This window comes from Kordia sp. SMS9, assembly GCF_003352465.1.
Classification (GTDB): Bacteria; Bacteroidota; Bacteroidia; order Flavobacteriales; family Flavobacteriaceae; genus Kordia.
Genome location: NZ_CP031153.1, coordinates 2,930,951 through 2,955,326 on the forward strand (window position 1 = coordinate 2,930,951; position 24,376 = coordinate 2,955,326).

Here is a 24,376-nt window from a genome sequence, read left to right on the forward strand (position 1 = left end):
TCGGGAAAATGAGACGTAGCTAATGTAAAAAAACTAAATCACTATTTCGATGTTGACGTGATATTTTTGTCATATTGACAACAATTTTGCAAGGTATTTCGCAAAAAACGATCAATTTTACGAGTAAACATTTACCTTTGTAAACAATTTTTCAATCCATAAAAAAATCAAAATGAGTCAAGAAATAAGAACTTTAGAGCCAAATGCACTTTGGAACAAATTTGCCGATTTAAACGCAGTTCCACGACCTTCTAAAAAAGAAGAACGTGTGATTGCTTTTATGAAGAAATTTGGAGAAGATTTAGGCTTCGAAACTTTTGTAGATGAAGTTGGAAATGTCATCATTAAAAAACCAGCTACGGCAGGAATGGAAGACCGAAAACCTATTGTAATGCAGTCGCATTTGGACATGGTTCACCAAAAGAATTCCGATACTGAGTTTGACTTTGATACGCAAGGAATTGAAATGTTTGTAGAGGGCGATTGGGTAAAAGCAAAAGGAACTACCTTAGGCGCTGATAATGGACTTGGTGTAGCCACCATTATGGCAGTGTTGGAAAGTAATGATATTGCGCATCCTGCGATAGAAGCGCTATTTACGATTGATGAGGAAACAGGTATGACAGGCGCGATGGGACTGAAAGGCGGATTGCTAGAAGGAGAAATTCTACTAAATCTTGATACAGAAGAAGATGATGAAATCGGAATTGGTTGTGCAGGTGGAATTGATGTGACCGCAACACGTTCGTATGTGGTAGAAGAAACTCCCGAAAATGTAGTTGGATACACGATAAAAGTAAGCGGATTGCAAGGTGGACATAGTGGAATGGACATTCATAAAGGGTTTGGAAACGCCAATGTATTGATGAATCGCTTGTTGTTTGACGGATTTGAAAACTTCGGATTGCGCATTGTGGAAATTGATGGTGGAAGTCTTCGAAACGCCATTCCAAGAGAAAGTACGGCTACGGTTGTGATTGATAAAGTACAACAAGAAGCATTTGAATTTGAGATGCAAACACTCATCAATACGATTAAAAAAGAATTTGTAAGTATTGAAGAAGAGTTAGAAATAGCATTTACAATCACAGAAACACCTAATGGTGTGATGGAGTTGGGCGTGCAAGAAGGCATTACGCGTTCATTATATGCAGCGCATAATGGCGTGTATCGCATGAGTCCAGATATTGAAGATTTGGTAGAAACCTCTAACAATATTGCCCGTGTCATTGCAAAAGATGGTGAAATTAAGATTGGTTGTTTGACACGTTCTTCTGTAGAAAGCGGGAAAATGGATTTGGCAACAAAACTTAGAGCTAGTTTTGAGCTTTCAGGTTGCGAAGTGGAGTTTTCTGGTTCATATCCAGGTTGGGAACCTAATATGAATGCTTCTATTTTACCAGTAATGGTCAATTTATACAAAGAATTAAACAATGGTGCAGAACCACATGTAGCAGCTTGTCATGCAGGTTTGGAATGTGGAATTTTAGGAACGAATTATCCAGATATGGAAATGATTAGTTTTGGTCCAAACATTCGTGGCGCACATTCGCCAGACGAGCGTGCAGGTATTTCTTCTGCACAAAAATATTGGAAATACGTATTGGAAATTTTAAAAAATATTCCAAAAAAATAAGGAGCTAATACATTAATTTTATAAAATAGAGCGTAGTTAGGATTCGAAATAAGATCTTAATTGCGCTCTATTTATTTTTTATTCTATGAGTTGTACATAGAAAACAGGTCATAAGGTATACATATTACCATTCTGCAGTGTTCACGGAGCAACATCGCAACCATCTTCTTTAAAGGTATCAAAACAGCCATCTTCACATTCAGTTTTCTTACTCACACAATATGGATGATCTGTAGTGTCATTTGTTCCTCCAATAAGGTACTGTTGTGCTACAGATGAAATTTTCTGTTTTCTAAGTTGCAATGCGATTTTCTTTTTTTTCATGATATATAATTTTGTGATTTATTTTCTTCTTAAAGGTAAAAAAAGTTTATCTATGACTGTTACGGTAATCCCATCAACCAATGTAGTTTTAAACAAAAAAACTCCCGAAAAGGAGCTTTTTTTTAAATTCATTATTAGCAATAATATTTTTCTAATTTCAATTCCAGCCATCAGTTGTACATGGAATTACACGAGAACTATCTTCAATCGGACGTGGATCTTGTGGAACTGGATTGCAAGGATCTTGACTGATACAACCTTTTTGCATAGTCATCATACTGTGTGTTGTTGGTGCGCCACCATTGACAAATCTTGCTTCTAAACTAGAAATTGTTTGCTTTTTTAAACCTAAAGTTTTCATTTGTTTTTTCATGATATATATTTTTTGTTTCGTTGCAAATATCCTTCAGTGAGTAGTTTTTCAAAACAGGAAAACCAATGAAATGGCGACCGTGTTTTTCCCCGTAAAAAATCCCCAATGGTATGGGGATTTTAACTTATACCAAGTTTACATTTAAACTGGTGTTTTGGATACGAAGTTGCTTTGGCTGTATAGGATGCTGTGAATGGTTTGCATAGCCTTAGCTACGGAAAGTATTCGCAAAGAACTAAACTGCCAAGTGAGCGAGTTTATAAACATCATTTTATGTGTAAATTGGTATTACTTGCAATTTTAAAAAGTAAAAAGGTTAGCATTTGTAGGTGATTGTTAATGCGCTACAATTCAATTTTACAGATAATTTAATATCACATTCTTTTGTTGCACATTGAATTACCACAAAACTAATTGGCAACGGATTTGGCAGTGTCGTATATGCACCAGCTCCTCCTTGAATTTGTTTTTTTGAAAGTGATGAAATTTTTTGCTTTCGTAATTGTAAAGAAATTTTTTGTTTTTTCATGAGTATTATATTTAAGATTAGTATTGCTGCAAATGTAAACTAAGTCTTACTTTATTAAAACAGGAAAACGAATAAGAATGTTTGAGTGTTTTCCCTTATGAAAAAACTACTTTTCACTGTAAAGAACTTTTGATTCACAAAAAAAAGCCCTTCTGCGAAGAAGAGCTTTTGTGAGTTTATAATTGTGGTAAATTATTTTGTGGTGTCAATTTCTACAAGTTCAATTTCAAAAATTAAGTTTGAGTTCGGTGGAATTGGTCCGTATTGACGAGAACCATATCCTAAATAAGAAGGTACAAATACTTTTGCTTTTTCGCCCAATTTCATGCGTAAGAATGCTTCTTTAAAAGCAGGAACCAATGTTGCGCTTTTATTGTAGATGGATGAGAAAGGTTGGTAAGCTCCTTGACTTGCCGATGCTTCATTGTAAAGTCCATTTTCTTGTGCAACTTCCTTATACGTAGTGTAAAAAACTTTTCCATCTTCAAAAGCACCTGTACAGTTTACCTTTACATAGTTTGAAACGGTTGGTTTTTCACCAGTAGTATTTTTTTGAGTGGTAACCATTACCATTCCCGTAGGAGATTCAAATACTTCTCCTAAATTTTTATTGTCTGCTACAAATTTTGCAATAACGTCTTTTATTTTTTCTTTTTCTTTTGCGTTAAATTCAGCAGTGATACCTTCTTTAAATTCTTCATATTTATTTAAAAGCGTCGGTTCGTCTTCTGTAAATACTTTAACTGCATCAAAGGCTTTCGCTTCTTTTCCAACACGAATGATAGTTACTTCGTTCATAATCACATCTTCTAAGGGTTTTTTAGAACCTGGATTAACCGCTACATTTGAAATACTGTCTTGTATTGCAATTCCTTCCACTAATTGTCCAAAAACAGAGTGACAGCTTACACGTGGACGTTCACAAGGCTTTGGTTTTCCTGCAAAGTCTAATGGATCTAAACTTGGATATGGAACTTCTGTAATGAAAAATTGACTTCCGTTGGTAGCTACACCACCAGAATTTGCCATAGATAATACACCTGGTTTGTCGTGTTTTAAATCTTTGTCAAATTCGCTTGCAAAACGGTATCCTGGATTTCCGCTTCCTGTTCCTGTTGGATCGCCACCTTGAATCATAAATTTATCCATAACTCTGTGGAAAGAAACTCCGTTATAGTATGGTTTTCCTTGTTGATCTGCCGGAAGTTTTGGATGTGTTCCTTCTGCCAATGCAATAAAATTAGCTACGGTTACAGGCACTTTTTTGTAGAACAAGCGAGCGACCATAGTTCCTTTATTCGTTTTAATTTCGGCAAAAATACCATTCTTATCATCTTGTGCGTCGCCATTAGCAGCAACTTGATCAGTGCTGGTTGAATTTTTATCATTTTTACAGGAAGTAAATCCTAAAGTGATAATCGCAAGACATAGTGTGATTGTTGTTGTAAATACTCTCATTTTAATTTTCTGTTTCTAGGTTTTTGTTGTCTTTTTTTATATCAAGTAAAGTTATAGTAGATTTGATTGGAACATTGGTTCCAATGCGTTTGTTATCTCCGTGATATCCATACGCCACATGCGATGGAAATAGAAATGTTGCTGTTTCTCCTTTTTTCATCAATTGTAAACCAAAACGCAAACCAGGGAAGATTTGTTGTTTGTCTACTACATATTGTTGTATGCCAATTTCTTCTTTTTTGTAGATAGATTCGCCTGTTGTCATTCTGAAGATATTATACGCATACGTTAACGTGTCTCCTTTTTTTGGAAAATACGATTCTTGCTCACTTTTTGTATTGTAAAAATACCAGAAGCCATTTTTAGAAGCGATATAGGTATTAGTGCTGTCTTGTTTGATATACTTTTGAATATTGGCTTCTTCTTTGGCAATGAGCGCTTTGTTTCTAGCAACCGATTCTTTTAAAAAAGAACCAGTACTTTTGCTCACAGGTTCTCTTGCCTGTGGTTCTGAACAAGAAACGATAAGCATGCCAAGAAGACAGAAAAGCGCAATTTTTTTCAACATATTTTTAATTTAATTCGTCTTTGTACGCAGCTAAGATTTTGGTGAATCTTTCAGCCGTAGCTTCTAATGATTCATCACTTCGCCCACCAGCTGCATTGGTGTGTCCGCCACCATTAAAGTGCGCACGTGCAAATTCATTTACTGAAAAATCACCTTTAGATCGCAATGACATTTTTACATACGGTTCTTGGAGATTTTCAATAAAAATTGCAGCAAATTTAATGCCTTTTAGTGATAATCCATAATTTACAAAACCTTCTGTGTCACCTTTTTTAAAGTCGTAACGCATCAATTCGTCTTTACTGATAGTAATATAGACGGTATTATAAGCTTCTAATACGACTAAATTTTTTAAGGCGCAACCTAATAATTGCAGGCGACTTAAACTGTTAGTATCATAAATTGCATTGTGAATGGCAGCATTTTCCGCCCCTTTATCTATCAAATTGGCAATAATTCTGTGCGTGGTACTTGTGGTTGCTTTAAAGCGGAATGAGCCTGTGTCCGTCATAATGCCTACGTACATACACGTTGCCATTTCTGTATTGATCAATGCTTCATCACCCAAAAAAGTAATAAAATTGTACACCATTTCACAGGTAGAACTCATTTTCGTATCCGAATACATATATTTCGCATAGTTAGATGGTTGCTGATGATGGTCAATCATTACAAAAGTTGCTTTTGTGGCTGCAACTACCGATTCCATTTCTCCAATTCGACTCAAATCATTAAAATCTAACGTAAAGATAACATTGGCATCATGTAATACTTTTTTAGCTTGCGTATTTTCATAATCGAACTTTATAATTTCGTTTTCACCAGGCATCCATTTTAAAAAATTAGGATAATCGTTAGGCGCAATAATTGTGGCGTTGTGTTGCCTTTTTTTCAAGTAATGCCAAAGCGCCAGCGTGGAACCAATAGCATCTCCATCAGGATTTTTATGTGGAATAATGACAATATTTTTAGGTGTGGCTAGTAGTGTTTTTACACCTTGTATTTCAGCTTCATTCATGCGTTTCAATTCTGTAATTCGATCATAAATACTATAAAAACGATGAAGATTGTAAGGCTTCTCATTTCATAGCTGGCTAATATACTAAAATAGGCTTGCAAATAAATTGTATTTGTGTACTTTTGCACCGAAAATCAAAGATGATTTTACAAAATTAGAATTTATAACTACTTATACTTATTATAATGGCTGGGAAAAGAACTTTTACCATGATTAAGCCTGATGCTGTAGAAAATGGACACATCGGCGCTATTTTAGAAAAAATTACTGCTTCAGGATTTAACATCGTTGCAATGAAGTTAACACAGTTGAGCAAGCGCGATGCTGAGGAATTTTATGCTGTTCACAACGAAAGACCTTTCTTTGGAGAGTTGGTAGAATTTATGACAAGAGGACCAATTGTTGCGGCAATTTTAGAGAAAGAAAACGCAGTAAGCGATTTTAGAACCTTAATTGGAGCTACAAATCCTGCGGAAGCTGCAGAAGGAACGATTAGAAATTTATATGCAACTTCTATTGGAGAAAATGCAGTTCACGGTTCTGATAGCGACGAAAATGCTGCTATTGAAGGCGCTTTCCACTTTGCTGGAAGAGAAACTTTTTAGTTAGAAGCGCTTTGCTTTTAGAGTGTTAGATTTTTAGATCGCTTCGCTCTTAGACTTTTTTATAAAATATATTTTGATAGCGTGAGTCTGAGACTCGCGCTATTTTTATATGATCACATTTTGTCATTCCTGCGAAGGCAGGAATCCATTTTTCTACTGTAACGCTAAATTTATTTTTGAAAAACCTATTGCGTTTCTACATTGTTGTGTAGTTTAAACACCTTAAAGGGTAAGCTCTACTGTTCCAGAAACTAAATTGATATGACAACAATCAGTGCTAACAGTATAGGTACTACTAATGACCTCTTGATTATTTATGAATCCTTTAAATTGAACTTGTCGTTCTTGATTTGCTTCAAGACTTCCGTCATCTAAGAGAGGATACTGCCCAAGTTGTTGTGCAATTTCAAATCCAGATGCAGAGAGTAATATAGTCATGTCTTCATTAGTCTCGATATTTATCACTTCATAAGAATCTAAAGCTACAGGATTTTGATTTTGGTCTTTTATGGATATAACAATCGTTATAAATTCCGTTGTACATGGTACATTTTCGCAATCAGAGTTTGAATCATCGTCGTTATTACAAGAAATTAGAAGAGTAGCTATGAAAAGAGATGTTATTATTAAAAATGGTCTCATTGATTTAATCATTATTGTAAGTTTTTTATTCTTAAGATGTAAAAAAAGTAGAATGGTTGCGTCAAATTTTTTAATTAGATACGGTTTGTTTTTAGAGTGTTAGATTTTTAGATCGCTCTTAGACTTTTTAAAATATATTTTGCTAGCGTGAGCCTCAGACTCGCGCTATCTTTTTTATTGGATGTCTAAAAATCTAAAAGCGAAGCGGTCTAAGAAATTTCCGCTTAAGCGGAAACAAGTCTAAAAAATCTATCTAAGTACCAAATTTTTAATCAATTCCTTGCCAAGACTTTCATTCAGCATTCGGATGATTTTCTCTTTACCATAACTCAATTCTTCACGCAAAACCGCAGAAGATAAAGAAACATACAATGTGTCATTTTTTAGTATGACATTGGTTGTATACGTATTTACGCCATTCCCCATTAATTGTAACCAAGCATCACGCGCGTCAATTTTGTCCAAACCATCTTCAAGTCGATGTTCGGAAACGAAATCTTTCAATACTTCGCTAATGGTTCTATGTTCGGTGTGTCTTTTTTTCAAAATGAATTATAATTTAAAAATCTCGTACGATTGATGGATTTCTTTTACAATGCTTTCAGTGCGTTCTACATGTGTGTCACTGATGAAAATTTGCCCAAAATCATCGTCATTTACTAATGACATAATTTGTGCCACACGTTGTTCATCCAATTTGTCAAAAATATCATCTAACAATAGAATGGGCGTAACATTGGCTAAGTTTTTAATAAAATCAAATTGCGCTAGTTTCAACGCAATTAAAAACGACTTTTGCTGTCCTTGACTTCCAAATTTTTTGATTGGATACGTTTCGATAGAAAATAACAAATCATCTTTGTGAATTCCTACACTCGTATATTGCAATACTTTGTCTTTTTGGATGCTTTCTTCTAACAAAGATCGAAAATCTTTTTCATGTAATTGACTTTTATAGCTGATATTTACAATTTCTTTTTCGTTTGCAATTGCTTTATAGCGTGTCATGAAAATGGGCAAAAAGGCTTCTAAAAACTTTCTGCGTTCTGCGTATATCTGCGAACCTAACTCATGCAGTTGATCGTTGTAAATGCTGAGTGTATCGCCATCAAACGTGCTATTTAAGGCAAAATACTTTAACAACGAATTTCGTTGCGAGAGTACTTTATTGTAATTAATTAAATTTTGTAAATACTGCTTATTGGATTGAGAAATGACGCTGTCCATAAACTTTCTGCGCGTGTCGCTTCCTTCAATAATCAAATCGCGATCGGCAGGCGAAATAATCACCAATGGCAAAAAACCAATATGCTCTGAAAGTTTATCATACGGTTTTCCATTGCGTTTCACCATCTTTTTTTGTCCTCTTTTCAGCGAACAGATAATATTTTCGTTTCGATCAACTTTTTCATACGTGCCATCAATCACAAAAAAATCTTCGCCGTGTTTGATATTTTGGGAAGCCACCGGATTAAAATAACTTTTCCCAAACGATAAATGATAAATAGCGTCTAAGACATTGGTTTTCCCAACGCCGTTATTCCCGACAAGACAATTTATTTTTGGGTTAAAATCAAAAGAATTTGTTTCAAAATTCTTGTAATTGATCAGTGATAATTTCTTTAGAAACATGAAAATAGAAGCATCATTACAATAAAAATGCAAATTATTGAAAAATATCAAATAAATAAGCTTTTAATTCTACTTAAAAATTTTATTTTTGCGCACATTAATATTCAATATATGGCAACTTACAAGAAAAGAGGATATAAAGTTAAAACCAAAGCGGAGAAAGAGAAGGAAGTTCCTGCTGAAGAAATAGAAAGTACAACAGCAGAAGTTTTTAATACTTTAGATGAAACTGCGTCCAAAACGGAAGAATGGGTAGCTAGAAATCAAAAGTTTATCTTTATAGGTATTGGAGCAATTGCCGTAGTACTTTTAGGATACTTAATTTATGCGAAAATTTTTGCGGCACCAAAAGAAGTAGAAGCTTCTAATGAAGTGTTTCAAGCAAATACATATTTCAATCAAGCTGTTAACACAGACTTGAGTCAAGATGTAGTAGCAGGATTAGCTACAAGAGATTCGTTATTAACTTTAGCCTTAGAAGGTGGAGAAGGAAAGTACGGATATTTGAAAATTATTTCTGAATACGGCGGAACAAGTGCTGCAAATTTGGCAAACTACAATGCAGGAATTGCGTATTTGAATTTGAACAAATATGAAGAAGCTATCAAACACTTACAAGAATTTTCATCAGATGATGTCATTATTGGAGCAAAAGCAAAAGGTGCTATTGGTGATGCATTTGTACAACTAGGACAAATGGATACAGCTTTAGAATATTATGAAAAAGCGTTTCAGCATAGTACAAACGATGCTACAACTCCTATATATTTATTAAAAGCAGGAATTACAGCGTTAAACATGGAAAATCCAAAAGCAGGAAAAGCGTTGGAATACTTTAAGAGAATTGAAGATGAATATGCTTCTTTCAAAACAACAGCTGATGGAAAATTATTAGATGTATATATTGGAAAAGCAGAAGCCTTAAAATAATATATATGGCAACTGTAAATAAAAATCTATCTACATACGATCAAGCGACAATCCCAAATGCGAAAGACTTTCGATTTGGGATTGTTGTTTCTGAGTGGAATGAAAACATCACGGAAGGTTTGTGTGAAGGCGCTATTGAAGCGTTAAAAGAGAATGGCGTTACAGCTGAAAATATCATTCGTTGGAATGTGCCTGGAAGCTTTGAATTGGTGTATGGCGCAAAGCACATGCAAAAAACGCAACAAGTAGATGCTATCATTGCTATTGGAAGTGTGATTCAAGGAGAAACGAAACATTTTGACTTTGTATGTAGTGCAACCACACAAGGAATCAAAGATTTAAATGTACAATCGGATATTCCAGTCATCTTTTGTGTGTTGACAGATAACACGCTGCAACAAGCAATTGATCGTTCTGGTGGAAAACATGGAAACAAAGGCGTAGAAGCAGCCATTGCAGCCATAAAAATGGCACAATTGCGAACTTTTTAAAGTAAAGTTTAGTATTTAGAATAAAATCTGAATCAAAAAACACAAACCGTTGTGGAAAACTTTCTGCGACGGTTTTTTATGTTCAATGAGCATTCAATTCATTTCTAAAAGCTATTCTTCCTCGCTAGAAGCTTCTGGTAGTTCAAAGAAGCTAAACACCGAACTTCCATAGTTTTTCGAAAAGCTAAAATTTTTAACATGGTCCAATGTTGTCTCTTTGGCATGCTCTACAATTAAAAAACCACCTTCCAAAAGCAATTCTCTTTCAAAAACAGTGAGGATGATTTTTTCAAATTGTTCGATCGTAAACGCGTACGGTGGATCTGTAAAAATAATATCGGACTTTAGGTATGTTTTGTCCAAAAACTTAAAAACATCACTTTTTAGGGCGGTAATGTTGAGGTTTAATAGTGCTGCTGTTTTCTTGATGAAACTTACACAACCATAATCGCCATCTACCGCAGTAATTGTTTCGGTGCCGCGCGATGCAAATTCGTAGCTAATATTTCCAGTTCCTGCAAATAAATCTAGCACACTAATTTCATGAAAATAATAGTGATTGTTCAAAATATTGAAGAGTGATTCCTTTGCCAAGTCGGTGGTAGGTCGCACAGGTAATTTCTTTGGTGCTTGGAAGCGTCTTCCTTTATGTTTTCCAGAAATAATTCGCATCTAAAAATTGGTTAGTAAGGTGAAATCGTGATGACTTTTAGGTTTTGTCACACTTTCGTGGAAGTCAAAGCCATACTTCTTATCTAAAAAATCAACATGGCGTACATACGTGTACGTGACTGTATACAACACATCACTTTTATCAATAGCACCCAAAAAGAACAGTTGAAGCGTATTGGTGTTTAATTGTAATTGCTCTAAAGAAAAAAGTAAATAATAAATAAAATCTTCGGAAGAAACATATTCAAACGAATTGTAGAATAGTAACTTCTTTTGTTGAATTACTATAATTTCAAAATGTGTTTTTTGCACGTGTACATATACGGTTGCTTCTTCGGAAGTTGTGGCAGATTGAAAAATATTTTCTAACAAAATAGTGGCAAAATGTTTATAATGAAACGCGCCATATTTTTCAAAAAATAGATTATTAATATTCACATACGGAATATACACGTTGACCATGTCATTATTGGTTACAACATCGAACGTAATATAATCGTTGGGTAGTATTTTATTGTTGTATTTTAAATAATCTGCTAAATGTTTGTCTGAAAATAAAGGTTTCGGTACAAATGTAGAAAGTGTGTTGATGTGACTTACCGTCACTGCTTCAAAAGGTTGATTGAGTAGGGAAGCTTCTTGCTCAAAAATATGTGTTACTTCTTTTTCTAGCTGCAGCGGATTTGTTACTTCATCAAATTGAAAATGGCGCAATGCCGTAATTTCGTTTGTTACTGCATGTAGGATGCAAAAAGAAAGTCCATCCAGAGAAATCTGAATGGACAACTTATTAAAACTTGTGTGTTCTATGTTATTTCTTTTTGTTGTCTCCAATTTCATAGCTTGTAGGCCAATTTCCACTGTCACTTACTTTATCAAGTGATCCAACAAAAATGTCAGGACCATCAATTTCATCTACAGAAACAATTTTCTTTTCTTGTTTCAATAAATCTTTATCTAAATCGTGTAAAATTACTTCTTTTGCTACGGATACTTTAAAAACAGGCGCAATATAATTGTTCACTTCAACAGAATCAACTTTCATGGTAAACATTTGCTTATCATCTTTTGCAAACGGTACATATTTCATCGTTTTGTAACGATCAGATTTTTTAAATAAAGAATCTTTTACAGGTTCAAAACCTAAAGTGTCAATAATAACAACTTCTTTCAGTTTGTCAATTTTGTATACTTTATCAAACTCTGTATAACTTGAATCTCTTCGTTCTATAATGGCAAATTTTGCTTTTTCAATAAATGTTACTAGGCTGTCAAAGGTTGGCGCATACTTTCCAGTAACGGTTTTGTGTGCGTTTTGAGCATCTCTAATATCTTTCAAGTTATTAATAACTTCTTTATAACGCTTCACTTTCTTTTGCTTAAACTCTACAGGAGCCATGATTGATGTGTAGGTTTTGTATCCAAAAAATACAGAAGCAGCCAAAAAGACAACAGAAAAAATAGGTCTTACTTTTCTTGGTACTAATTTTTCAATTAAGAATAAAAGTCCAATAGCAACTACGAGTGCAGCGACTAAAATTATTGGTGTTTTGAGTGTTTCAAATGAACCAGGTTCTACTACTTTGTTATCTTGGGCAAAGGCTAATGCTGGCGCAAGTAAGAAAGCAATTACGAATGATAAGACTAAATTGAATTTTTGTTTTGCGTGTTTCATCTCTATTAAGAATAGTTTTGTTTTAAGAACATCAATATACGCAAATCTACAATTTTTTTTTAATGGTAAAAGTATTTGCTCAAAAAAAGCATATTATATTTATAAAAAAGTAAATGATGCAGAATCATTCGAATTACTTTTCTATTTTCGCCCATACAAATCTGCAAAAAGATAATAATTTCAATACGTATGGATGCAACTACATTTTACAAACTACTTAAAAGTAAATTTCCACACGAAGTTACTTTCAAGCAAGATGTAGTATTGCACAAACTTTGTGAATTTATTTATGGAGATGATCCTGATGCGTTATTTCTCTTAAAAGGATATGCAGGAACAGGAAAAACAACGACCATTGGAACCTTGGTGACGCATTTATGGCATACCAAAAAAAAGTCAGTTTTATTAGCACCTACAGGACGTGCGGCAAAAGTTATCAGTAATTATTCCAAGCGAGAAGCATTTACCATTCATCGCAAAATATACTTCCCAAAAAAAGATAAAGGAGGTGGCGTACGCTTTGTGTTGCAGCCCAATAAACATCGTGATACTATTTTTATTGTAGATGAAGCATCTATGATTCCTGATGCGCCAAGCGATTCCAAACTGTTTGAAAATGGTTCATTGTTAGATGATTTAATGATGTATGTCTATTCGGGACATAAATGTAAATTGGTCTTAATTGGTGATACTGCGCAGTTACCGCCCGTAAAACTAGATATCAGTCCTGCGTTAGACGAACGTACATTAGAACTGAATTATGATAAAAACGTTACGCTGATCGAATTGGATGAAGTGGTGCGGCAAGATGCAGATTCTGGAATATTAGTCAACGCGACTAATTTACGGGAACAATTGCACGATCAATTTTATGCAGAATATAAATTTCAACTCTCCAACTTTCCTGATGTTGTCCGTTTAATAGATGGTTATGAAATTCAAGATGCTATCAGTGAATCGTATTCGGATAGTGGAAAAGAAGAAATGGCAATTATTGTACGTTCCAACAAAAGAGCCAATAGCTACAATCAACAAATACGCAGTCGTATCTTGTTTAACGAGAACGAATTATCTGCGGGTGATTATTTAATGGTGGTGAAAAACAATTACTTTTGGTTGCCACCAACTTCCGAAGCAGGATTTATTGCCAACGGTGACATTATTGAAGTACTGGAAATCTTTTCCATTAAAGAATTGTATGGTTTTCGCTTTGCGGAAGTGAACATTCGCATGGTCGATTATCCCAATCAGAAACCGTTGGAAACTGTATTGTTGTTAGATACCATTCATGCCGAAACACCCGCATTATCCTATGAAGACGGAAATCGTTTGTACCAAGAAGTTATGAACGATTATGAAAGTGAAACGTCTAAATACAAAAAATTTCTAAAAGTAAAAGCCAACAAATATTTCAATGCATTGCAAGTAAAATTCAGTTACGCCATCACGTGTCACAAATCGCAAGGTGGACAATGGCGCACGGTTTTTATTGAACAACCCTATTTACCAAACGGCGTTGGAAAAGAATACATGCGTTGGTTATATACAGCGATGACACGTGCCCAAGAAAAGCTATATCTCATCGGTTTTTCTGATGATTTCTTTCTTTCAGAATAATAAATAATGGAGTTAAAATGTTAGACTTTAAATGAAAAAACAGAACATTTAACACCCAAAAACCATTCACTCAATCACTTCATCATAGCGCATAAATTGATTTCGAAGTTCGCCGTGTAATTCAAGTTCCTGTTCAACTTTTGATTTCGTCGGTCTTTGTAACATCAAAAAAGCAATCAAAGCCCCTGAAATGGCAACAAAAGCAGCGTTGCTAGTAATCATAAAAAAAATAATTCCAAACATTGCAGGACCTTCAATCAACACATACTTTACAATGCACGCAGTTTGATATTGTGGGAGCATTTTTTTTAAATCTTCAGTTTTCTTGGCTTTCTCTAGTAGTTGTTTGACAACAATTTTACTCGCAGACAATGCACTAATAGCAATTATTGGAAAAATAAGAAGCAGTGTATCTTCTGTATCAAAAGCAAAATTCAGTTTATCTCTATCCAAATACAAAATTACGCCTGCAAATAGCGTTAATCCTGCAACCAATGCAAAATGTATAACTGTCAGTGTTTTTATAAAGGAATTTGGTGTCATGTCGTGTCTGTTTTTGAGTAGCATTTCAAATGTAAAAAAAATAATTGCAATTTTATTTGGAATGATCGTTCTGTTATCTGTATATTTGTATCGGAATGATCGTTCCAAAATAAAAATTAAACACTAAAAAATCAAAAAATAATGAGTTCATTACAAGGAAAAATCGCCGTTGTTACAGGAGGAAATAGCGGAATCGGATATGCATCTGCTGCAAAATTAAAAGCACAAGGTGCCAATGTGATTATTACAGGAAGATCACACGAACGAGTAGAAAACGCTGCCAACGAATTAGGCGTTACAGGAATTGTAGCCGATGTTACGTCGCTTGAGGCAATTGACAATTTGGTGGCAGAAGTAAAAGCAACACATGGAAATGTAGATGTTTTATTCGTAAATGCTGGAATTTTTGCGCCAGCACCAGTTGGTCAAATTACAGAAGAAATGTTTGACCATCAGTTTGGAATTAATTTCAAAGGTGCCGTATTTACGACAGAAAAGTTTTTGCCAATTTTGAATGATGGCGCATCTATCATCAATTTGTCTTCTGTGAATGCCTATACAGGAATGCCTAATACAGCCGTGTATGCAGCCACAAAAGCAGCATTAAATTCATATACAAGAACTGCAGCCACAGAATTAGCACCGAGAAAAATTCGCGTGAACGCTGTAAACCCTGGACCTGTACAAACACCCATTTTTGGAAAAACTGGTATGCCTGAAGCACAATTGAATGGTTTTGCACAAGCGATGCAAGAGCGAATTCCATTAAAACGATTTGGACAACCAGAAGATGTTGCCAATTTGGTTGCTTTCTTAGCTTCCGATGAAGCATCTTTCATTACAGGAGGTGAATACAATGTAGATGGTGGAATCAATATAAATCCGTTGTTGAGTTAATACATATAATTATTAATCTGTATTTTTGTAGCGATGGTTTTTTGCCGTCGCTACAATTTTTAAAAGTATGCCAAGAGTCAAGAATTTTAATGAAGAAGAAACGCTGAACAAAGCCATGTGTTTGTTTTGGCGCAATGGTTTTTACGCAACTTCCATGCAGGATTTGGTGAATCATCTAGGCATCAATCGTGCAAGTATTTATGATACGTACGGTGGAAAAAAAGAGTTGTTCGACAAAGCGTTTGCACATTACAGAGCTACAAACCGACAGCAATTGCAAGCATTTTTAGAAAGTCAAGAAAGTGTAAAAAAAGGATTTCGTGCACTTTTTGAAAGCGGAATTTCTGAGGCCGTATGCGATGCCGAACGCAAAGGTTGTTTTGTAATTAATGTAGCAACAGAATTGGTTCCTAATGACACTGAAATGCTGAATGTCATCAAAGAGAATAAAGCTTTTATGATCGCTACTTTTGAAGATTTCCTAAAAAAAGGTGTCGATTCAGGGGAAATTTTAGCAACAAAAAACATTCAAAATTTAGCTTCACTTCTACATACTTTTTTCAACGGAATTAAAGTCGTCTCTAAAACAGATGCCAACGAAGAAGCATTATTAGCTTCGGTTGATACTGTATTGACTTTACTTGATTAATTTATAAATATTGACCAAACTACTATTTGCAGGACGAACGCAAGCATAAATACTAAAAAAGAAAGTGAACTGGTTACACTAAAAATTTGCCTTGTTTTTCTTCTGAATAAAAAAATACATACATATAGAAATAAACTTATGTACACGCAGTACAACATAATGCTCCAATCAGATGACATAATAGCATCCATATTTCTTTTGAATTCGGAAGAAGCCTTGTTCGCAACATAGAAAAAGTTGAAAAGCTTGCCTATGATTCCTAAAACAGCCAAGAATGTTATTAAAATCCAGCCAAATCGTTTACGCAGCCAAAATAAAACAACACCAATCACAATCATAAATCCAAACACAAGACACAATAATGTGATGTAATTTTCTTCAAATCCTCTTGACATGCTAAACAAATCGTTTATCAATGACTGATTCAAATTATACAGTTCTATCAAAACGATAATTGCATACAGTCCGATGGCCGTAAAAATCCAACTCATGATGCGAATTTCACGTTCATGTCCTGAAAGTCCTTTCAAAAAAGGATTTATAGGCTCTAAAAAAACTTTCATTTCTGCTTTTTTAGCTTTTTGCTGTTCGTTCAGAAGCTTTTGTTGTTGCGCTGCTTGTTCTAAATTTACGGCTATTACTTCATTCAAATCTTCTTCTGAAACTCCGCGAGTCAGCAACTCTAGTTTTGCTGTTTCAACCGCTGTTGCTTGATAACTGGAAGCATTCGAAATGATTTCTAGTAACGCTGCTTTGGATAGTTTTTGATAACGTTCTGTAAATTCTGTCATAAATAAATTTTACCAATTACTTTTTTTGGCGCGTTGTTTTTCGTGTTCTGCTTGTAGAAACTTTAGGATACTTTCTACTTGCTTATCAATATTTTTAATGCGTAAAATGCTAAAAATCAACGTGCGTTTGCGTCCATCGGTTAACTTGTCAAAAATTGTTTGTGCGTCAGGATCTTGGGCTAAAAACACTTCCAATACTTCGGGAATTTCCACGCCAAGCGGATTTGGATCAATTTCCAATTTGTAAGCTATCATTTCACCAGCTTCTTTGCCAATTTTTTGAATATATCTTTTGGCAAGCATAATGTAAAAATCGCCATTTCCTAAATGATTCAGTCCGCAATGTAAAGTTACATGATCATCAATTGTGCAAATTAAGCGTGTGGCGCGTTTCTTTTCCCACTGATGCACAACTTCAGCAGCGACTTCCAAATGGTAATAACTACCGCGTTTCTGTAATGGTTGCGTGCCTTCGTGAATCATCTTTTATTTTTCTTTGCGATAAGTCAATGTGCTTCCGCGATTCAAATAACTCAACACCATACTATCCTCTGAATATTCTAGCAATCCGTAAATCATTCGTTCGCCTTTAGCATTCTTTAACTCCAAATACTCAATACCATCTTTTTCGGTAAGTTTATAATCAAAAATGCTATCTGGGGAAGTTTCGGTGCCTTCATAAAACATGATAAAGTTTCCATCTTTAATTTCTACGCGCGATTTTGGATCGTCTGTACTAATCCAACGTCCATTATCTAAACCAACAGCTTTTGATGCTATTAAAGAAGCACTTGTTTCGCGAAGTGTTTTTTCAAACTCAGTAATTATATTTTGTTTTGATTTCCACTGATCCGTAACATCTACATTTGCAACTTTAGACATGTCTTTTTTATATTCTTTCGATGTTTTCTCTTTTTCTAGCACACGAATCAATTCGTCATCATACACATAATAACGTCTTTCCTTATTTGTAAAGGGTCCACTCATTCCAGCTTCACTAAATTCTTCCTCAAACACAAAAAACAGTGTATTGTTGTGCACATAAAAAGTACGCGCTATAGAGCCGTGTTCTCCGTAATTACCGAACATAACTTTCTGTGGAACTCCTGACTTATAATACGCTTCCTTTTTAAGAACTCCGCCACCGACATTTTCTTCAACAAATTTTTTATCGAATGAAGAAAGTTGGTTTTCAATCTTAGAAAAGTTTGATTTTATAAACGCAATTTTGTCATTTAATGTAAGTTTTGGCTCGCTTTCGCTAGAATTTTTCACGTTTTTAGTGGAAACCGTTTCGGATGTTTTCGTTGCTGTTTCAGAAGGAGTTGCAGGTTTCTTTGTGTCGCTTCCGCAAGAAAAAAACAAAAAAAGGAATCCTAAAAATAAAGAAGAGTATCGTTTCATAAAGAAGAATTATTTCAGGAAACCAAGATATTGATTTTTTATGATAGTTCTCAAAAAACACCAAAGAAGACGTGAATTTTCGTATCGCCTAAACACACTTTGAAAAAATATACAACCATAAAAAATACAGGAAATCAAAAATTTGGCAACGTTTTTGAAAACACTCTGTATAAATTTATGAATTCAAACGAGTTTAATATATAATACTATATTTACAACACCGAATAAAAATTTTCCCGATGCGCACATTTTCCCATACATTCAAAAACTATTGCTTTGTAGTATTTTGTTGTCTAATTTCCTTACCAATATTTGCACAAGAACCTGTAAAAGAAGGACAATGGTACGTCATTCAAAGTTATAAAAAGCAACTAGTCTTACAGACACAACAGCCGTTTCAAAATAATGGTGTGGCTGTAATTTTAGGAAGATATAATACAAAAGATCATTCGCTGTTTAAGTTTGAAGCTGTCGGAAACGGTTATTATATCATTCGTTCCAAACAAAGTAACAAAGTCATAGACATTCGTGGCGGAAGTCAAAAAAATGGTGCTGTCGTTCAAATGTGGAATCAAGCCAATGTGGAAAATCAAAAATTCAAACTAGGTCGCGCTACAGGCGACGGATACTATTATATTACAGCAAAACACAGTAACAAATCAATTGCTGCCGCTGCAGGTTTCAACATGGGAAGCACTGTCATACAAAAGTATGGCGATGGACTTTCCAATGCAATGTTCAAATTGATTCCGTATACTCCTAAAAAGCCAAAGCCTCAACCAAAGCCAAAACCACAATCAGTTACCAAATCTATTCAGCCAAAACTAATTGCGCCTGTAACGGGACAAGTCGTTGAAAATAGAAAAGGGAATAGTATCAAATTTCAATGGGAAAAAGTGCCAAATGCGACACAATACCAACTCTTTGTAGAGCACAGTAACAAAAAAGACAAACTTCTAAACTCATATTTTAAAGAAAACTATTATAATTTAGAACTGTCAGAAGTACTTCCTGCAAAACTTGCCAAAGGTGCTTGGGGTTGGTGGGTTCGTGCAAAAATAGGGAATGAATGGACCAAATGGAGCAAACCAAATACGATTTACTTCAAACAGGCAACACCAACACGTCCAACAGTAATGTTAAATTCGCCACAACAAAATGCAACTTTAGCAAACGGAAAAGAAAATAACAGTGCAACCTATATTTGGGATTTTGACTGGGCAGATGTTCCAAAATCAGAACAATATGAAATTCTTGTTTCGCATCCCAACGATGCTGGAAAATCGTTCCGAAAAACAACGCCAGTTTCGAAATATCAATTGATACAACGAAATCACAGAAAAACGAACGAATTGATTGGTTGGACGTGGAAAGTACGCGTTTTCAGCAATGGATATTATGGAAATTGGTCTACGCCAAGAACATTTAATGTTGAACGTCCAAAAAAACAAAATACTCCGGTAAATCCTACGCCAGTCGTAACGGATGATTTGTTGACACAGAATAAAAATAACTTTTCTAAAATCTGGAAAAACAAGCATTTCGCTAAAATTTCCAACAAAGTAAGTACCAAAAATACATTGAGTGGCTACGATATGAATTCGAAAAAATTTGCCATGAACGCTACCAATACAGATTGGCGTGTTCGTTCTTTAGGAGGAAATACATACCAATTGCAAGTATATATCAATGGAAAATTTTGGTCACTTGCCGCCGCAAATGATCGCAAAGGAAATGTGCTTCTTGCCAATAATAATAGGTACGACAAATTTCAACAATGGGAAATCACACAGCAAGCGGATGGTTACTACAGAATTACAAACATTGGCATGCGACTCGAACAATACGAAATTGACGATACCTTATTTTATGATTCTAAAAACAATGACTTCTTTGTTTCCAAATGGAAAGAAGGAAAAACGGCCAATGGGCGTTGGTATTTTGATGCCAAACAACCAATAAAAAACCTAAGCGATCCGCTAGAAAACAGAACCTTTAGCATGTCGTCTGCGGTCAATGGAAAAAAAGTTTGTATAGCCTTTGTTTGGACTTCAGATGCAACTGGATATAACAAATTAGACTTTTGTAGGGACAATGAAAATTCATTCTTCAAATTCGAAAAAACAGTGCGCGGCACCTATCTCATTAAGATAAAAAAATCGGCAAACAACTATGACGAATGGAATTATTTAGCGGATGATCTCGCTCAGCATGAAATTGAACGCTACAAAAATGCCGCTATTACAAAAGAATATGGTTTTGAATGGACCATCATACAACGAGGAAATGGGCAATACACTTTTGTCGGTGTAGATTCCCAAAAAGCGATTGAACTCGTACAACGTGCTTCGAGAAATCCACGAGAAGTAATCGAATTAAAAACAAGAGCCAACAAAAGAACACAGTATTTTAAGTTGAATTAGGATACTTATTTCTATTAAAAGTAATAAAACACACACTACTTTTAAAACAAGCATAATGCTCAATTGCACATAATTCAAAATTATTTTAAAAATAAATAGTTTTTGTGTTTGTCTTTCTGAAAAAATCTTATATTTGCAATCCAAATTTTCGGGTGTAGTTCTATATTCATCATGTCTATAAAACTACAAAACACTTTTCGGGGTGTAGCGTAGCCCGGTTATCGCGCCGCGTTTGGGACGCGGAGGTCGCAGGTTCGAATCCTGCCACCCCGACAACTAAAGAGTCTTGCTTATTGCAAGACTTTTTTTATACTGTATAATTTTGCCAAAATAAATGCTATAAAATGAATTGCAAGTGCATAGCGATTCAAGAACTTACTTCGCCAATAAAAACACTGCTTAAATCATTCCTGCTTGTAAAAAAAGTAACCTCAAAAAAATAAAATTTCAACCAATTTCATATATATAGAATATCTTGTTGTGATCTCAACGCTTTTATCTAAATTAAATCAATAATTTACTTAATTTTGTCCCACAATTAAAAAGATACACTCTATGCTCATTATCGGTATTGGCGGCGGAACTGGAAGCGGAAAAACAACAGTGGTCAACGAAATCATTAAACAACTTCCCGAAAATGAAGTCGGAATCATATCACAAGACTCGTATTATAACGACACTTCGCATTTAAGTTATGAAGCGCGCACAAAAATCAACTTTGATCATCCACGATCTATTGATTTTGATCTGATTTGCGAACATTTGCACGAATTGAAAAAAGGAAATCCAATTCATCAACCTGTGTATTCGTTTGTAAAACACAATCGTACAGGCGACACCATTCATACCTTGCCTAGAAAAGTGATGATTGTAGAAGGAATTTTAATCTTGACCAATCAAGAACTACGCGATATGTTTGATATTAAAATATTTGTACATGCCGATTCTGACGAGCGTCTTATCCGAAGAATAAAACGTGATATTACCCAACGTGGACGAGATATTGACGAAGTATTGGCGCGATATCAAACCACACTCAAACCCATGCACGAACAATTTATTGAGCCTACAAAGGAGTTTGCAGACATCATCATCCCAAACAATCGCTACAATACGGTAGCCGTAGACATTGTTCGTACAATTATCAGCGAACGATTAGCCTAATATTTAGTACATTTACACGCACAAACCCATCGTATCTCAAAACGGAGCATGAAACTGGAAAAGTTCAAAAATATATACATCATCATTTCCGCGATTTTTATTGTGTGGATGCTATTTTTAGATGCAAATTCGTGGTTTTCAACACATCGAGAATTAAACAAGCAAATTGAACTTTTAGAAGAACAAAACGCAAACTTACAACAAGCTATTGCAAAAGATAAACAGGAAATTCAAGAATTTTCCACCTTGGAAAAACTCAAAAAATTTGCCCGCGAAAACTATTTCATGAAAAAGGAAAATGAAGAAATTTACATCATAGAATACGCCGATAGCTTAAAAACATCTGACAAATGAGTAATTCACTATTTCATGAATTTGATGCCGTTTCCGCAGCACAATGGAAGCAAAAAATACAAGTCGATCTCAAAGGTGCCGATTACAATCAAACCTTGGTAACGGCAACGCAGGAAGGTATCAACATCAAACCTTTCTATCATCGGGAAACGTTTGGAACAGTACAAGCTGTCGCGACGAAAACTACCAAATGGAAAGTTACACAACGCATCGTGGTGACGAATGCGAGTGCGGCAAACGCAACGATCAAAAATATTTTGAAGCGAGGTGCTGAAAGTGTGGTATTACATATCACAAACGATCAAATCTCAATTGCCGAAGTTCTTGTTGGCGTTGCCGTGTCAACAGTTCCTATTCATATAGAAATGGACTTTTTGTCGGTAGCTTATTGCGCAGATATTCACGCTTTCGCGAAAGAGAATGCTGCAAGTATTACCTTAGGTGTAGATGTAATAGGAAACTTGGCGTCCAAAGGAAATTGGTTTGAAAATCTTACTTCAGATCATGAAGCGGTAGCACAAATCCTAAAGTTTGATGGTTTCCGTAGTGTCCTCACTGTGAATGTAAATGTGTACCAAAACGCAGGCGCTACCATGGTGCAGCAACTCGCGTATGCACTCGCGCATGTCAATGAATATTTAAATCACTATGGCGCAAACATTACAAATACCATCACGCTCAACGTAACGGTTGGTACACATTATTTCTTTGAAATTTCGAAACTAAAAGCATTACGTCAATTATGGAGTGTACTTGCAAAGGAATACAATGTGCATCCTGAATGTACTATCATTGCTTCACCTTCAACGCGTAACAAAACGCTGTACGATTACAATGTAAACATGTTACGAACTACTACTGAATGTATGAGCGCCGTATTAGGTGGTGCCGATTTTATACACAATCTTCCGTATGATTCATTATATCATCACGCAAACGAATTTGGCGATCGCATCTCAAGAAACCAACTGCGGATTCTAAAAGACGAAAGTTATTTTGACAAAACCGACAATCCGACCGAAGGATCGTATTACATAGAAAACATCACACAGCAACTCGCCGAAAAAGCCTTGACACTTTTTAAAAATATAGAAAGCAATGGCGGATTCCTGAAACAACTCAAAGCAGGAACCATTCAACGGAAAATCAAAGAAAGTGCTGCGAAAGAACAAACATTATTTGACGAGGGAAAAGAAATATTGCTAGGTACAAACCGCTATCCAAACCCGAACGATCGTATGAAAAACGATTTGGAAATTTCACCATTTCCCAAAAAACAAGCACGAAAAGTATTAGTAGCACCGATTCTAACAAAACGCTTGGCAGCAAAATTAGAACAAGAACGACTCCACAATGAATAGATTTATATACATCATATTACTCAGTTTTTTTTGCATTCAATGTGGCAGTGACAACGGCGATAAAAAAGTGCCGTTTAAAGATGTAGATGGAAAGTATGTGCATTTGGAAAGTGAAAACATCTATCTATTTGTCCCTAAAAATGTAAAAATGTTTTCAAATAGTGAATATCTCGAATTCATCAATAGTATTGAAAATGCGCAAGTTAGAGAAATGGAACGTGCGCGCTATTTGTACAAAAAATACGGTCCTGAAAACGCATACATCATGCGAAGCGAAGACCTAGAAACGAGTATTGAATTTATGACAATGCCGTATTTTGAAATCGATCAGTCGGTATCTCAAGAGATGCTCAAACTACTAAATAAACGACACAAAGCTGGTGGTAGAATGTTAGGTTTGGAAAGTTCTTTCAGCAGAGCAGGAATTCTAAAATTCCCTACGGGACGTGTTTTTAGAGCCATCTTTTTATACAAAGGAACCAACTTATTGACAGGTGAAGACGCACAAATATATAGCTATTTCTACGTGGCAAATCAAAATAACAAAACCTTTTTAGTGAGTTTTAACTCCCAAAAAGCGTACGACTTTGATTCGTACTTCCAAAAAATCAGATTGTAAA

Annotated in this window: 28 protein-coding genes and 1 tRNA gene; 13 read left to right on the forward strand and 16 right to left on the reverse strand. The window is 35.1% G+C overall.

Annotated elements, in window-relative coordinates:
• Positions 1–172 precede the first annotated feature (172 nt).
• Entirely contained in the window at positions 173–1,636 is a 1,464-nt protein-coding gene (locus KORDIASMS9_RS12640) for an aminoacyl-histidine dipeptidase (protein WP_114903180.1), read from the forward strand.
• Between the two features lie 141 nt (positions 1,637–1,777).
• Here the strand turns inward: KORDIASMS9_RS12640 and KORDIASMS9_RS12645 are convergent, their stop codons facing one another.
• The 6 genes from KORDIASMS9_RS12645 to KORDIASMS9_RS12670 form a co-directional block, all read right to left on the reverse strand.
• Positions 1,778–1,960 (reverse strand): hypothetical protein, encoded by a 183-nt coding sequence (locus KORDIASMS9_RS12645; protein ID WP_114903181.1) that lies wholly within the window; start codon positions 1,958–1,960, stop codon positions 1,778–1,780.
• A 157-nt stretch (positions 1,961–2,117) separates the two neighbouring features.
• A complete protein-coding gene (locus tag KORDIASMS9_RS12650; protein WP_114903182.1) occupies positions 2,118–2,333 on the reverse strand; it encodes a hypothetical protein in 216 nt (71 codons plus the stop codon).
• A 316-nt stretch (positions 2,334–2,649) separates the two neighbouring features.
• Positions 2,650–2,862: a hypothetical protein gene (locus KORDIASMS9_RS12655; RefSeq protein ID WP_114903183.1), complete on the reverse strand. Its 213-nt coding sequence runs from the start codon at positions 2,860–2,862 to the stop codon at positions 2,650–2,652.
• A 192-nt stretch (positions 2,863–3,054) separates the two neighbouring features.
• Positions 3,055–4,320 (reverse strand): peptidylprolyl isomerase, encoded by a 1,266-nt coding sequence (locus KORDIASMS9_RS23970; RefSeq protein WP_114903184.1) that lies wholly within the window; start codon positions 4,318–4,320, stop codon positions 3,055–3,057.
• A gap of 1 nt (position 4,321) precedes the next feature.
• Positions 4,322–4,888, reverse strand: coding sequence for a gliding motility-associated peptidyl-prolyl isomerase GldI (gene gldI, locus KORDIASMS9_RS12665; protein ID WP_205317984.1), 567 nt, complete (start codon positions 4,886–4,888; stop codon positions 4,322–4,324).
• A gap of 4 nt (positions 4,889–4,892) precedes the next feature.
• Positions 4,893–5,906 carry a bifunctional oligoribonuclease/PAP phosphatase NrnA gene (locus KORDIASMS9_RS12670; protein ID WP_114903186.1) on the reverse strand — a complete coding sequence of 338 codons (1,014 nt, stop codon included), beginning with the start codon at positions 5,904–5,906 and terminating at the stop codon, positions 4,893–4,895.
• Between the two features lie 185 nt (positions 5,907–6,091).
• Here KORDIASMS9_RS12670 and KORDIASMS9_RS12675 point away from each other — a divergent pair, with 185 nt between their 5' ends.
• On the forward strand, positions 6,092–6,511 hold the full coding sequence (locus tag KORDIASMS9_RS12675) for a nucleoside-diphosphate kinase (protein WP_114903187.1): 420 nt from the start codon (positions 6,092–6,094) through the stop codon (positions 6,509–6,511).
• 222 nt (positions 6,512–6,733) lie between these two features.
• Here KORDIASMS9_RS12675 and KORDIASMS9_RS23290 read toward each other — a convergent pair whose 3' ends face one another.
• The 3 genes from KORDIASMS9_RS23290 to KORDIASMS9_RS12690 all read right to left on the reverse strand — a co-directional run bounded on the left by KORDIASMS9_RS23290 (position 6,734) and on the right by KORDIASMS9_RS12690 (position 8,785).
• Complete coding sequence (locus KORDIASMS9_RS23290; protein ID WP_162819925.1) at positions 6,734–6,949, reverse strand: hypothetical protein; 216 nt, start codon at positions 6,947–6,949, stop codon at positions 6,734–6,736.
• A gap of 453 nt (positions 6,950–7,402) precedes the next feature.
• Positions 7,403–7,699, reverse strand: coding sequence for a DUF721 domain-containing protein (locus tag KORDIASMS9_RS12685; RefSeq protein WP_114903189.1), 297 nt, complete (start codon positions 7,697–7,699; stop codon positions 7,403–7,405).
• 6 nt (positions 7,700–7,705) lie between these two features.
• Positions 7,706–8,785: a DNA replication/repair protein RecF gene (locus tag KORDIASMS9_RS12690; protein WP_114905241.1), complete on the reverse strand. Its 1,080-nt coding sequence runs from the start codon at positions 8,783–8,785 to the stop codon at positions 7,706–7,708.
• 111 nt (positions 8,786–8,896) lie between these two features.
• Here KORDIASMS9_RS12690 and KORDIASMS9_RS12695 point away from each other — a divergent pair, with 111 nt between their 5' ends.
• Positions 8,897–9,715, forward strand: coding sequence for a tetratricopeptide repeat protein (locus KORDIASMS9_RS12695; RefSeq protein ID WP_205317985.1), 819 nt, complete (start codon positions 8,897–8,899; stop codon positions 9,713–9,715).
• Positions 9,716–9,720: 5 nt separating this feature from the next.
• Positions 9,721–10,206 carry a 6,7-dimethyl-8-ribityllumazine synthase gene (gene ribH / locus KORDIASMS9_RS12700; protein ID WP_114903191.1) on the forward strand — a complete coding sequence of 162 codons (486 nt, stop codon included), beginning with the start codon at positions 9,721–9,723 and terminating at the stop codon, positions 10,204–10,206.
• Positions 10,207–10,317: 111 nt separating this feature from the next.
• Here ribH and KORDIASMS9_RS12705 read toward each other — a convergent pair whose 3' ends face one another.
• From KORDIASMS9_RS12705 to KORDIASMS9_RS12715, 3 genes are read right to left on the reverse strand one after another with little or no spacing between them, the layout of a single operon-like run.
• Positions 10,318–10,878 (reverse strand): RsmD family RNA methyltransferase, encoded by a 561-nt coding sequence (locus KORDIASMS9_RS12705; protein ID WP_114903192.1) that lies wholly within the window; start codon positions 10,876–10,878, stop codon positions 10,318–10,320.
• Positions 10,879–11,712, reverse strand: coding sequence for a DUF3822 family protein (locus KORDIASMS9_RS12710; protein WP_162819926.1), 834 nt, complete (start codon positions 11,710–11,712; stop codon positions 10,879–10,881).
• The gene (locus tag KORDIASMS9_RS12715; RefSeq protein ID WP_114903194.1) at positions 11,690–12,553 is read right to left on the reverse strand and encodes a hypothetical protein; all 864 of its coding nucleotides are present in this window, start codon (positions 12,551–12,553) and stop codon (positions 11,690–11,692) included. The genes KORDIASMS9_RS12710 and KORDIASMS9_RS12715 overlap by 23 nt, the downstream gene beginning before the upstream one ends.
• A gap of 189 nt (positions 12,554–12,742) precedes the next feature.
• Between KORDIASMS9_RS12715 and KORDIASMS9_RS12720 the strand changes: the two genes are divergently transcribed.
• Positions 12,743–14,170: an ATP-dependent RecD-like DNA helicase gene (locus KORDIASMS9_RS12720; protein ID WP_114903195.1), complete on the forward strand. Its 1,428-nt coding sequence runs from the start codon at positions 12,743–12,745 to the stop codon at positions 14,168–14,170.
• A 66-nt stretch (positions 14,171–14,236) separates the two neighbouring features.
• On the opposite strand, the gene KORDIASMS9_RS12725 is transcribed toward KORDIASMS9_RS12720, so the two are convergent.
• Positions 14,237–14,713, reverse strand: coding sequence for a hypothetical protein (locus tag KORDIASMS9_RS12725; RefSeq protein ID WP_162819927.1), 477 nt, complete (start codon positions 14,711–14,713; stop codon positions 14,237–14,239).
• 141 nt (positions 14,714–14,854) lie between these two features.
• Here KORDIASMS9_RS12725 and KORDIASMS9_RS12730 point away from each other — a divergent pair, with 141 nt between their 5' ends.
• Positions 14,855–15,610, forward strand: a complete 756-nt coding sequence (locus tag KORDIASMS9_RS12730) for an SDR family NAD(P)-dependent oxidoreductase (protein WP_114903197.1) — start codon at positions 14,855–14,857, stop codon at positions 15,608–15,610.
• A gap of 67 nt (positions 15,611–15,677) precedes the next feature.
• The gene (locus KORDIASMS9_RS12735) at positions 15,678–16,259 is read left to right on the forward strand and encodes a TetR/AcrR family transcriptional regulator (protein WP_114903198.1); all 582 of its coding nucleotides are present in this window, start codon (positions 15,678–15,680) and stop codon (positions 16,257–16,259) included.
• Here KORDIASMS9_RS12735 and KORDIASMS9_RS12740 read toward each other — a convergent pair.
• The 3 genes from KORDIASMS9_RS12740 to KORDIASMS9_RS12750 are packed head-to-tail and all read right to left on the reverse strand — an operon-like array spanning position 16,256 to position 18,454.
• Positions 16,256–17,050: a hypothetical protein gene (locus tag KORDIASMS9_RS12740; RefSeq protein WP_114903199.1), complete on the reverse strand. Its 795-nt coding sequence runs from the start codon at positions 17,048–17,050 to the stop codon at positions 16,256–16,258. The two genes, KORDIASMS9_RS12735 and KORDIASMS9_RS12740, sit on opposite strands and share 4 nt — an antisense overlap.
• Before the next feature lie 9 nt (positions 17,051–17,059).
• Complete coding sequence (locus KORDIASMS9_RS12745) at positions 17,060–17,533, reverse strand: YdeI/OmpD-associated family protein (protein ID WP_114903200.1); 474 nt, start codon at positions 17,531–17,533, stop codon at positions 17,060–17,062.
• Between the two features lie 3 nt (positions 17,534–17,536).
• Complete coding sequence (locus tag KORDIASMS9_RS12750; RefSeq protein ID WP_162819928.1) at positions 17,537–18,454, reverse strand: hypothetical protein; 918 nt, start codon at positions 18,452–18,454, stop codon at positions 17,537–17,539.
• A gap of 239 nt (positions 18,455–18,693) precedes the next feature.
• On the opposite strand from KORDIASMS9_RS12750, the gene KORDIASMS9_RS12755 reads away from it, so the two are divergent.
• The 6 genes from KORDIASMS9_RS12755 (at position 18,694) to KORDIASMS9_RS12780 (ending at position 24,375) form a co-directional block, all read left to right on the forward strand.
• The gene (locus KORDIASMS9_RS12755; RefSeq protein WP_114903202.1) at positions 18,694–20,877 is read left to right on the forward strand and encodes an RICIN domain-containing protein; all 2,184 of its coding nucleotides are present in this window, start codon (positions 18,694–18,696) and stop codon (positions 20,875–20,877) included.
• 198 nt (positions 20,878–21,075) lie between these two features.
• Positions 21,076–21,150: transfer RNA gene (locus KORDIASMS9_RS12760), tRNA-Pro, on the forward strand.
• 282 nt (positions 21,151–21,432) lie between these two features.
• Complete coding sequence (gene udk, locus KORDIASMS9_RS12765; RefSeq protein WP_114903203.1) at positions 21,433–22,041, forward strand: uridine kinase; 609 nt, start codon at positions 21,433–21,435, stop codon at positions 22,039–22,041.
• A 48-nt stretch (positions 22,042–22,089) separates the two neighbouring features.
• Positions 22,090–22,395, forward strand: a complete 306-nt coding sequence (locus KORDIASMS9_RS12770; protein ID WP_114903204.1) for a septum formation initiator family protein — start codon at positions 22,090–22,092, stop codon at positions 22,393–22,395.
• Positions 22,392–23,756: a methylmalonyl-CoA mutase subunit beta gene (locus KORDIASMS9_RS12775; RefSeq protein ID WP_114903205.1), complete on the forward strand. Its 1,365-nt coding sequence runs from the start codon at positions 22,392–22,394 to the stop codon at positions 23,754–23,756. Before KORDIASMS9_RS12770 ends, KORDIASMS9_RS12775 begins: the two co-directional genes overlap by 4 nt.
• Positions 23,749–24,375 (forward strand): hypothetical protein, encoded by a 627-nt coding sequence (locus tag KORDIASMS9_RS12780; protein ID WP_114903206.1) that lies wholly within the window; start codon positions 23,749–23,751, stop codon positions 24,373–24,375. Before KORDIASMS9_RS12775 ends, KORDIASMS9_RS12780 begins: the two co-directional genes overlap by 8 nt.
• Position 24,376 lies beyond the last annotated feature (1 nt).

Excerpts from the sequence above, each read along its gene's own strand:
- KORDIASMS9_RS12735 (WP_114903198.1), top strand. The coding sequence starts at position 15,678 with ATGCCAAGAGTCAAGAATTTTAATGAAGAAGAAACGCTGAACAAAGCC.
- KORDIASMS9_RS12695 (WP_205317985.1), top strand. The coding sequence starts at position 8,897 with ATGGCAACTTACAAGAAAAGAGGATATAAAGTTAAAACCAAAGCGGAG.
- KORDIASMS9_RS12715 (WP_114903194.1), bottom strand. The coding sequence starts at position 12,553 with ATGAAACACGCAAAACAAAAATTCAATTTAGTCTTATCATTCGTAATT.
- KORDIASMS9_RS12645 (WP_114903181.1), bottom strand. The coding sequence starts at position 1,960 with ATGAAAAAAAAGAAAATCGCATTGCAACTTAGAAAACAGAAAATTTCA.
- KORDIASMS9_RS12725 (WP_162819927.1), bottom strand. The coding sequence starts at position 14,713 with ATGACACCAAATTCCTTTATAAAAACACTGACAGTTATACATTTTGCA.
- KORDIASMS9_RS12690 (WP_114905241.1), bottom strand. The coding sequence starts at position 8,785 with ATGTTTCTAAAGAAATTATCACTGATCAATTACAAGAATTTTGAAACA.
- KORDIASMS9_RS12655 (WP_114903183.1), bottom strand. The coding sequence starts at position 2,862 with ATGAAAAAACAAAAAATTTCTTTACAATTACGAAAGCAAAAAATTTCA.
- KORDIASMS9_RS12775 (WP_114903205.1), top strand. The coding sequence starts at position 22,392 with ATGAGTAATTCACTATTTCATGAATTTGATGCCGTTTCCGCAGCACAA.
- KORDIASMS9_RS12720 (WP_114903195.1), top strand. The coding sequence starts at position 12,743 with ATGGATGCAACTACATTTTACAAACTACTTAAAAGTAAATTTCCACAC.
- KORDIASMS9_RS23290 (WP_162819925.1), bottom strand. The coding sequence starts at position 6,949 with ATGACTATATTACTCTCTGCATCTGGATTTGAAATTGCACAACAACTT.
- KORDIASMS9_RS12730 (WP_114903197.1), top strand. The coding sequence starts at position 14,855 with ATGAGTTCATTACAAGGAAAAATCGCCGTTGTTACAGGAGGAAATAGC.
- KORDIASMS9_RS12705 (WP_114903192.1), bottom strand. The coding sequence starts at position 10,878 with ATGCGAATTATTTCTGGAAAACATAAAGGAAGACGCTTCCAAGCACCA.
- gldI (WP_205317984.1), bottom strand. The coding sequence starts at position 4,888 with ATGTTGAAAAAAATTGCGCTTTTCTGTCTTCTTGGCATGCTTATCGTT.
- KORDIASMS9_RS12745 (WP_114903200.1), bottom strand. The coding sequence starts at position 17,533 with ATGATTCACGAAGGCACGCAACCATTACAGAAACGCGGTAGTTATTAC.
- KORDIASMS9_RS12755 (WP_114903202.1), top strand. The coding sequence starts at position 18,694 with ATGCGCACATTTTCCCATACATTCAAAAACTATTGCTTTGTAGTATTT.
- KORDIASMS9_RS12780 (WP_114903206.1), top strand. The coding sequence starts at position 23,749 with ATGAATAGATTTATATACATCATATTACTCAGTTTTTTTTGCATTCAA.
- KORDIASMS9_RS12770 (WP_114903204.1), top strand. The coding sequence starts at position 22,090 with ATGAAACTGGAAAAGTTCAAAAATATATACATCATCATTTCCGCGATT.
- KORDIASMS9_RS12640 (WP_114903180.1), top strand. The coding sequence starts at position 173 with ATGAGTCAAGAAATAAGAACTTTAGAGCCAAATGCACTTTGGAACAAA.
- KORDIASMS9_RS12670 (WP_114903186.1), bottom strand. The coding sequence starts at position 5,906 with ATGAATGAAGCTGAAATACAAGGTGTAAAAACACTACTAGCCACACCT.
- ribH (WP_114903191.1), top strand. The coding sequence starts at position 9,721 with ATGGCAACTGTAAATAAAAATCTATCTACATACGATCAAGCGACAATC.
- KORDIASMS9_RS12675 (WP_114903187.1), top strand. The coding sequence starts at position 6,092 with ATGGCTGGGAAAAGAACTTTTACCATGATTAAGCCTGATGCTGTAGAA.
- udk (WP_114903203.1), top strand. The coding sequence starts at position 21,433 with ATGCTCATTATCGGTATTGGCGGCGGAACTGGAAGCGGAAAAACAACA.
- KORDIASMS9_RS23970 (WP_114903184.1), bottom strand. The coding sequence starts at position 4,320 with ATGAGAGTATTTACAACAACAATCACACTATGTCTTGCGATTATCACT.
- KORDIASMS9_RS12740 (WP_114903199.1), bottom strand. The coding sequence starts at position 17,050 with ATGACAGAATTTACAGAACGTTATCAAAAACTATCCAAAGCAGCGTTA.
- KORDIASMS9_RS12650 (WP_114903182.1), bottom strand. The coding sequence starts at position 2,333 with ATGAAAAAACAAATGAAAACTTTAGGTTTAAAAAAGCAAACAATTTCT.
- KORDIASMS9_RS12750 (WP_162819928.1), bottom strand. The coding sequence starts at position 18,454 with ATGAAACGATACTCTTCTTTATTTTTAGGATTCCTTTTTTTGTTTTTT.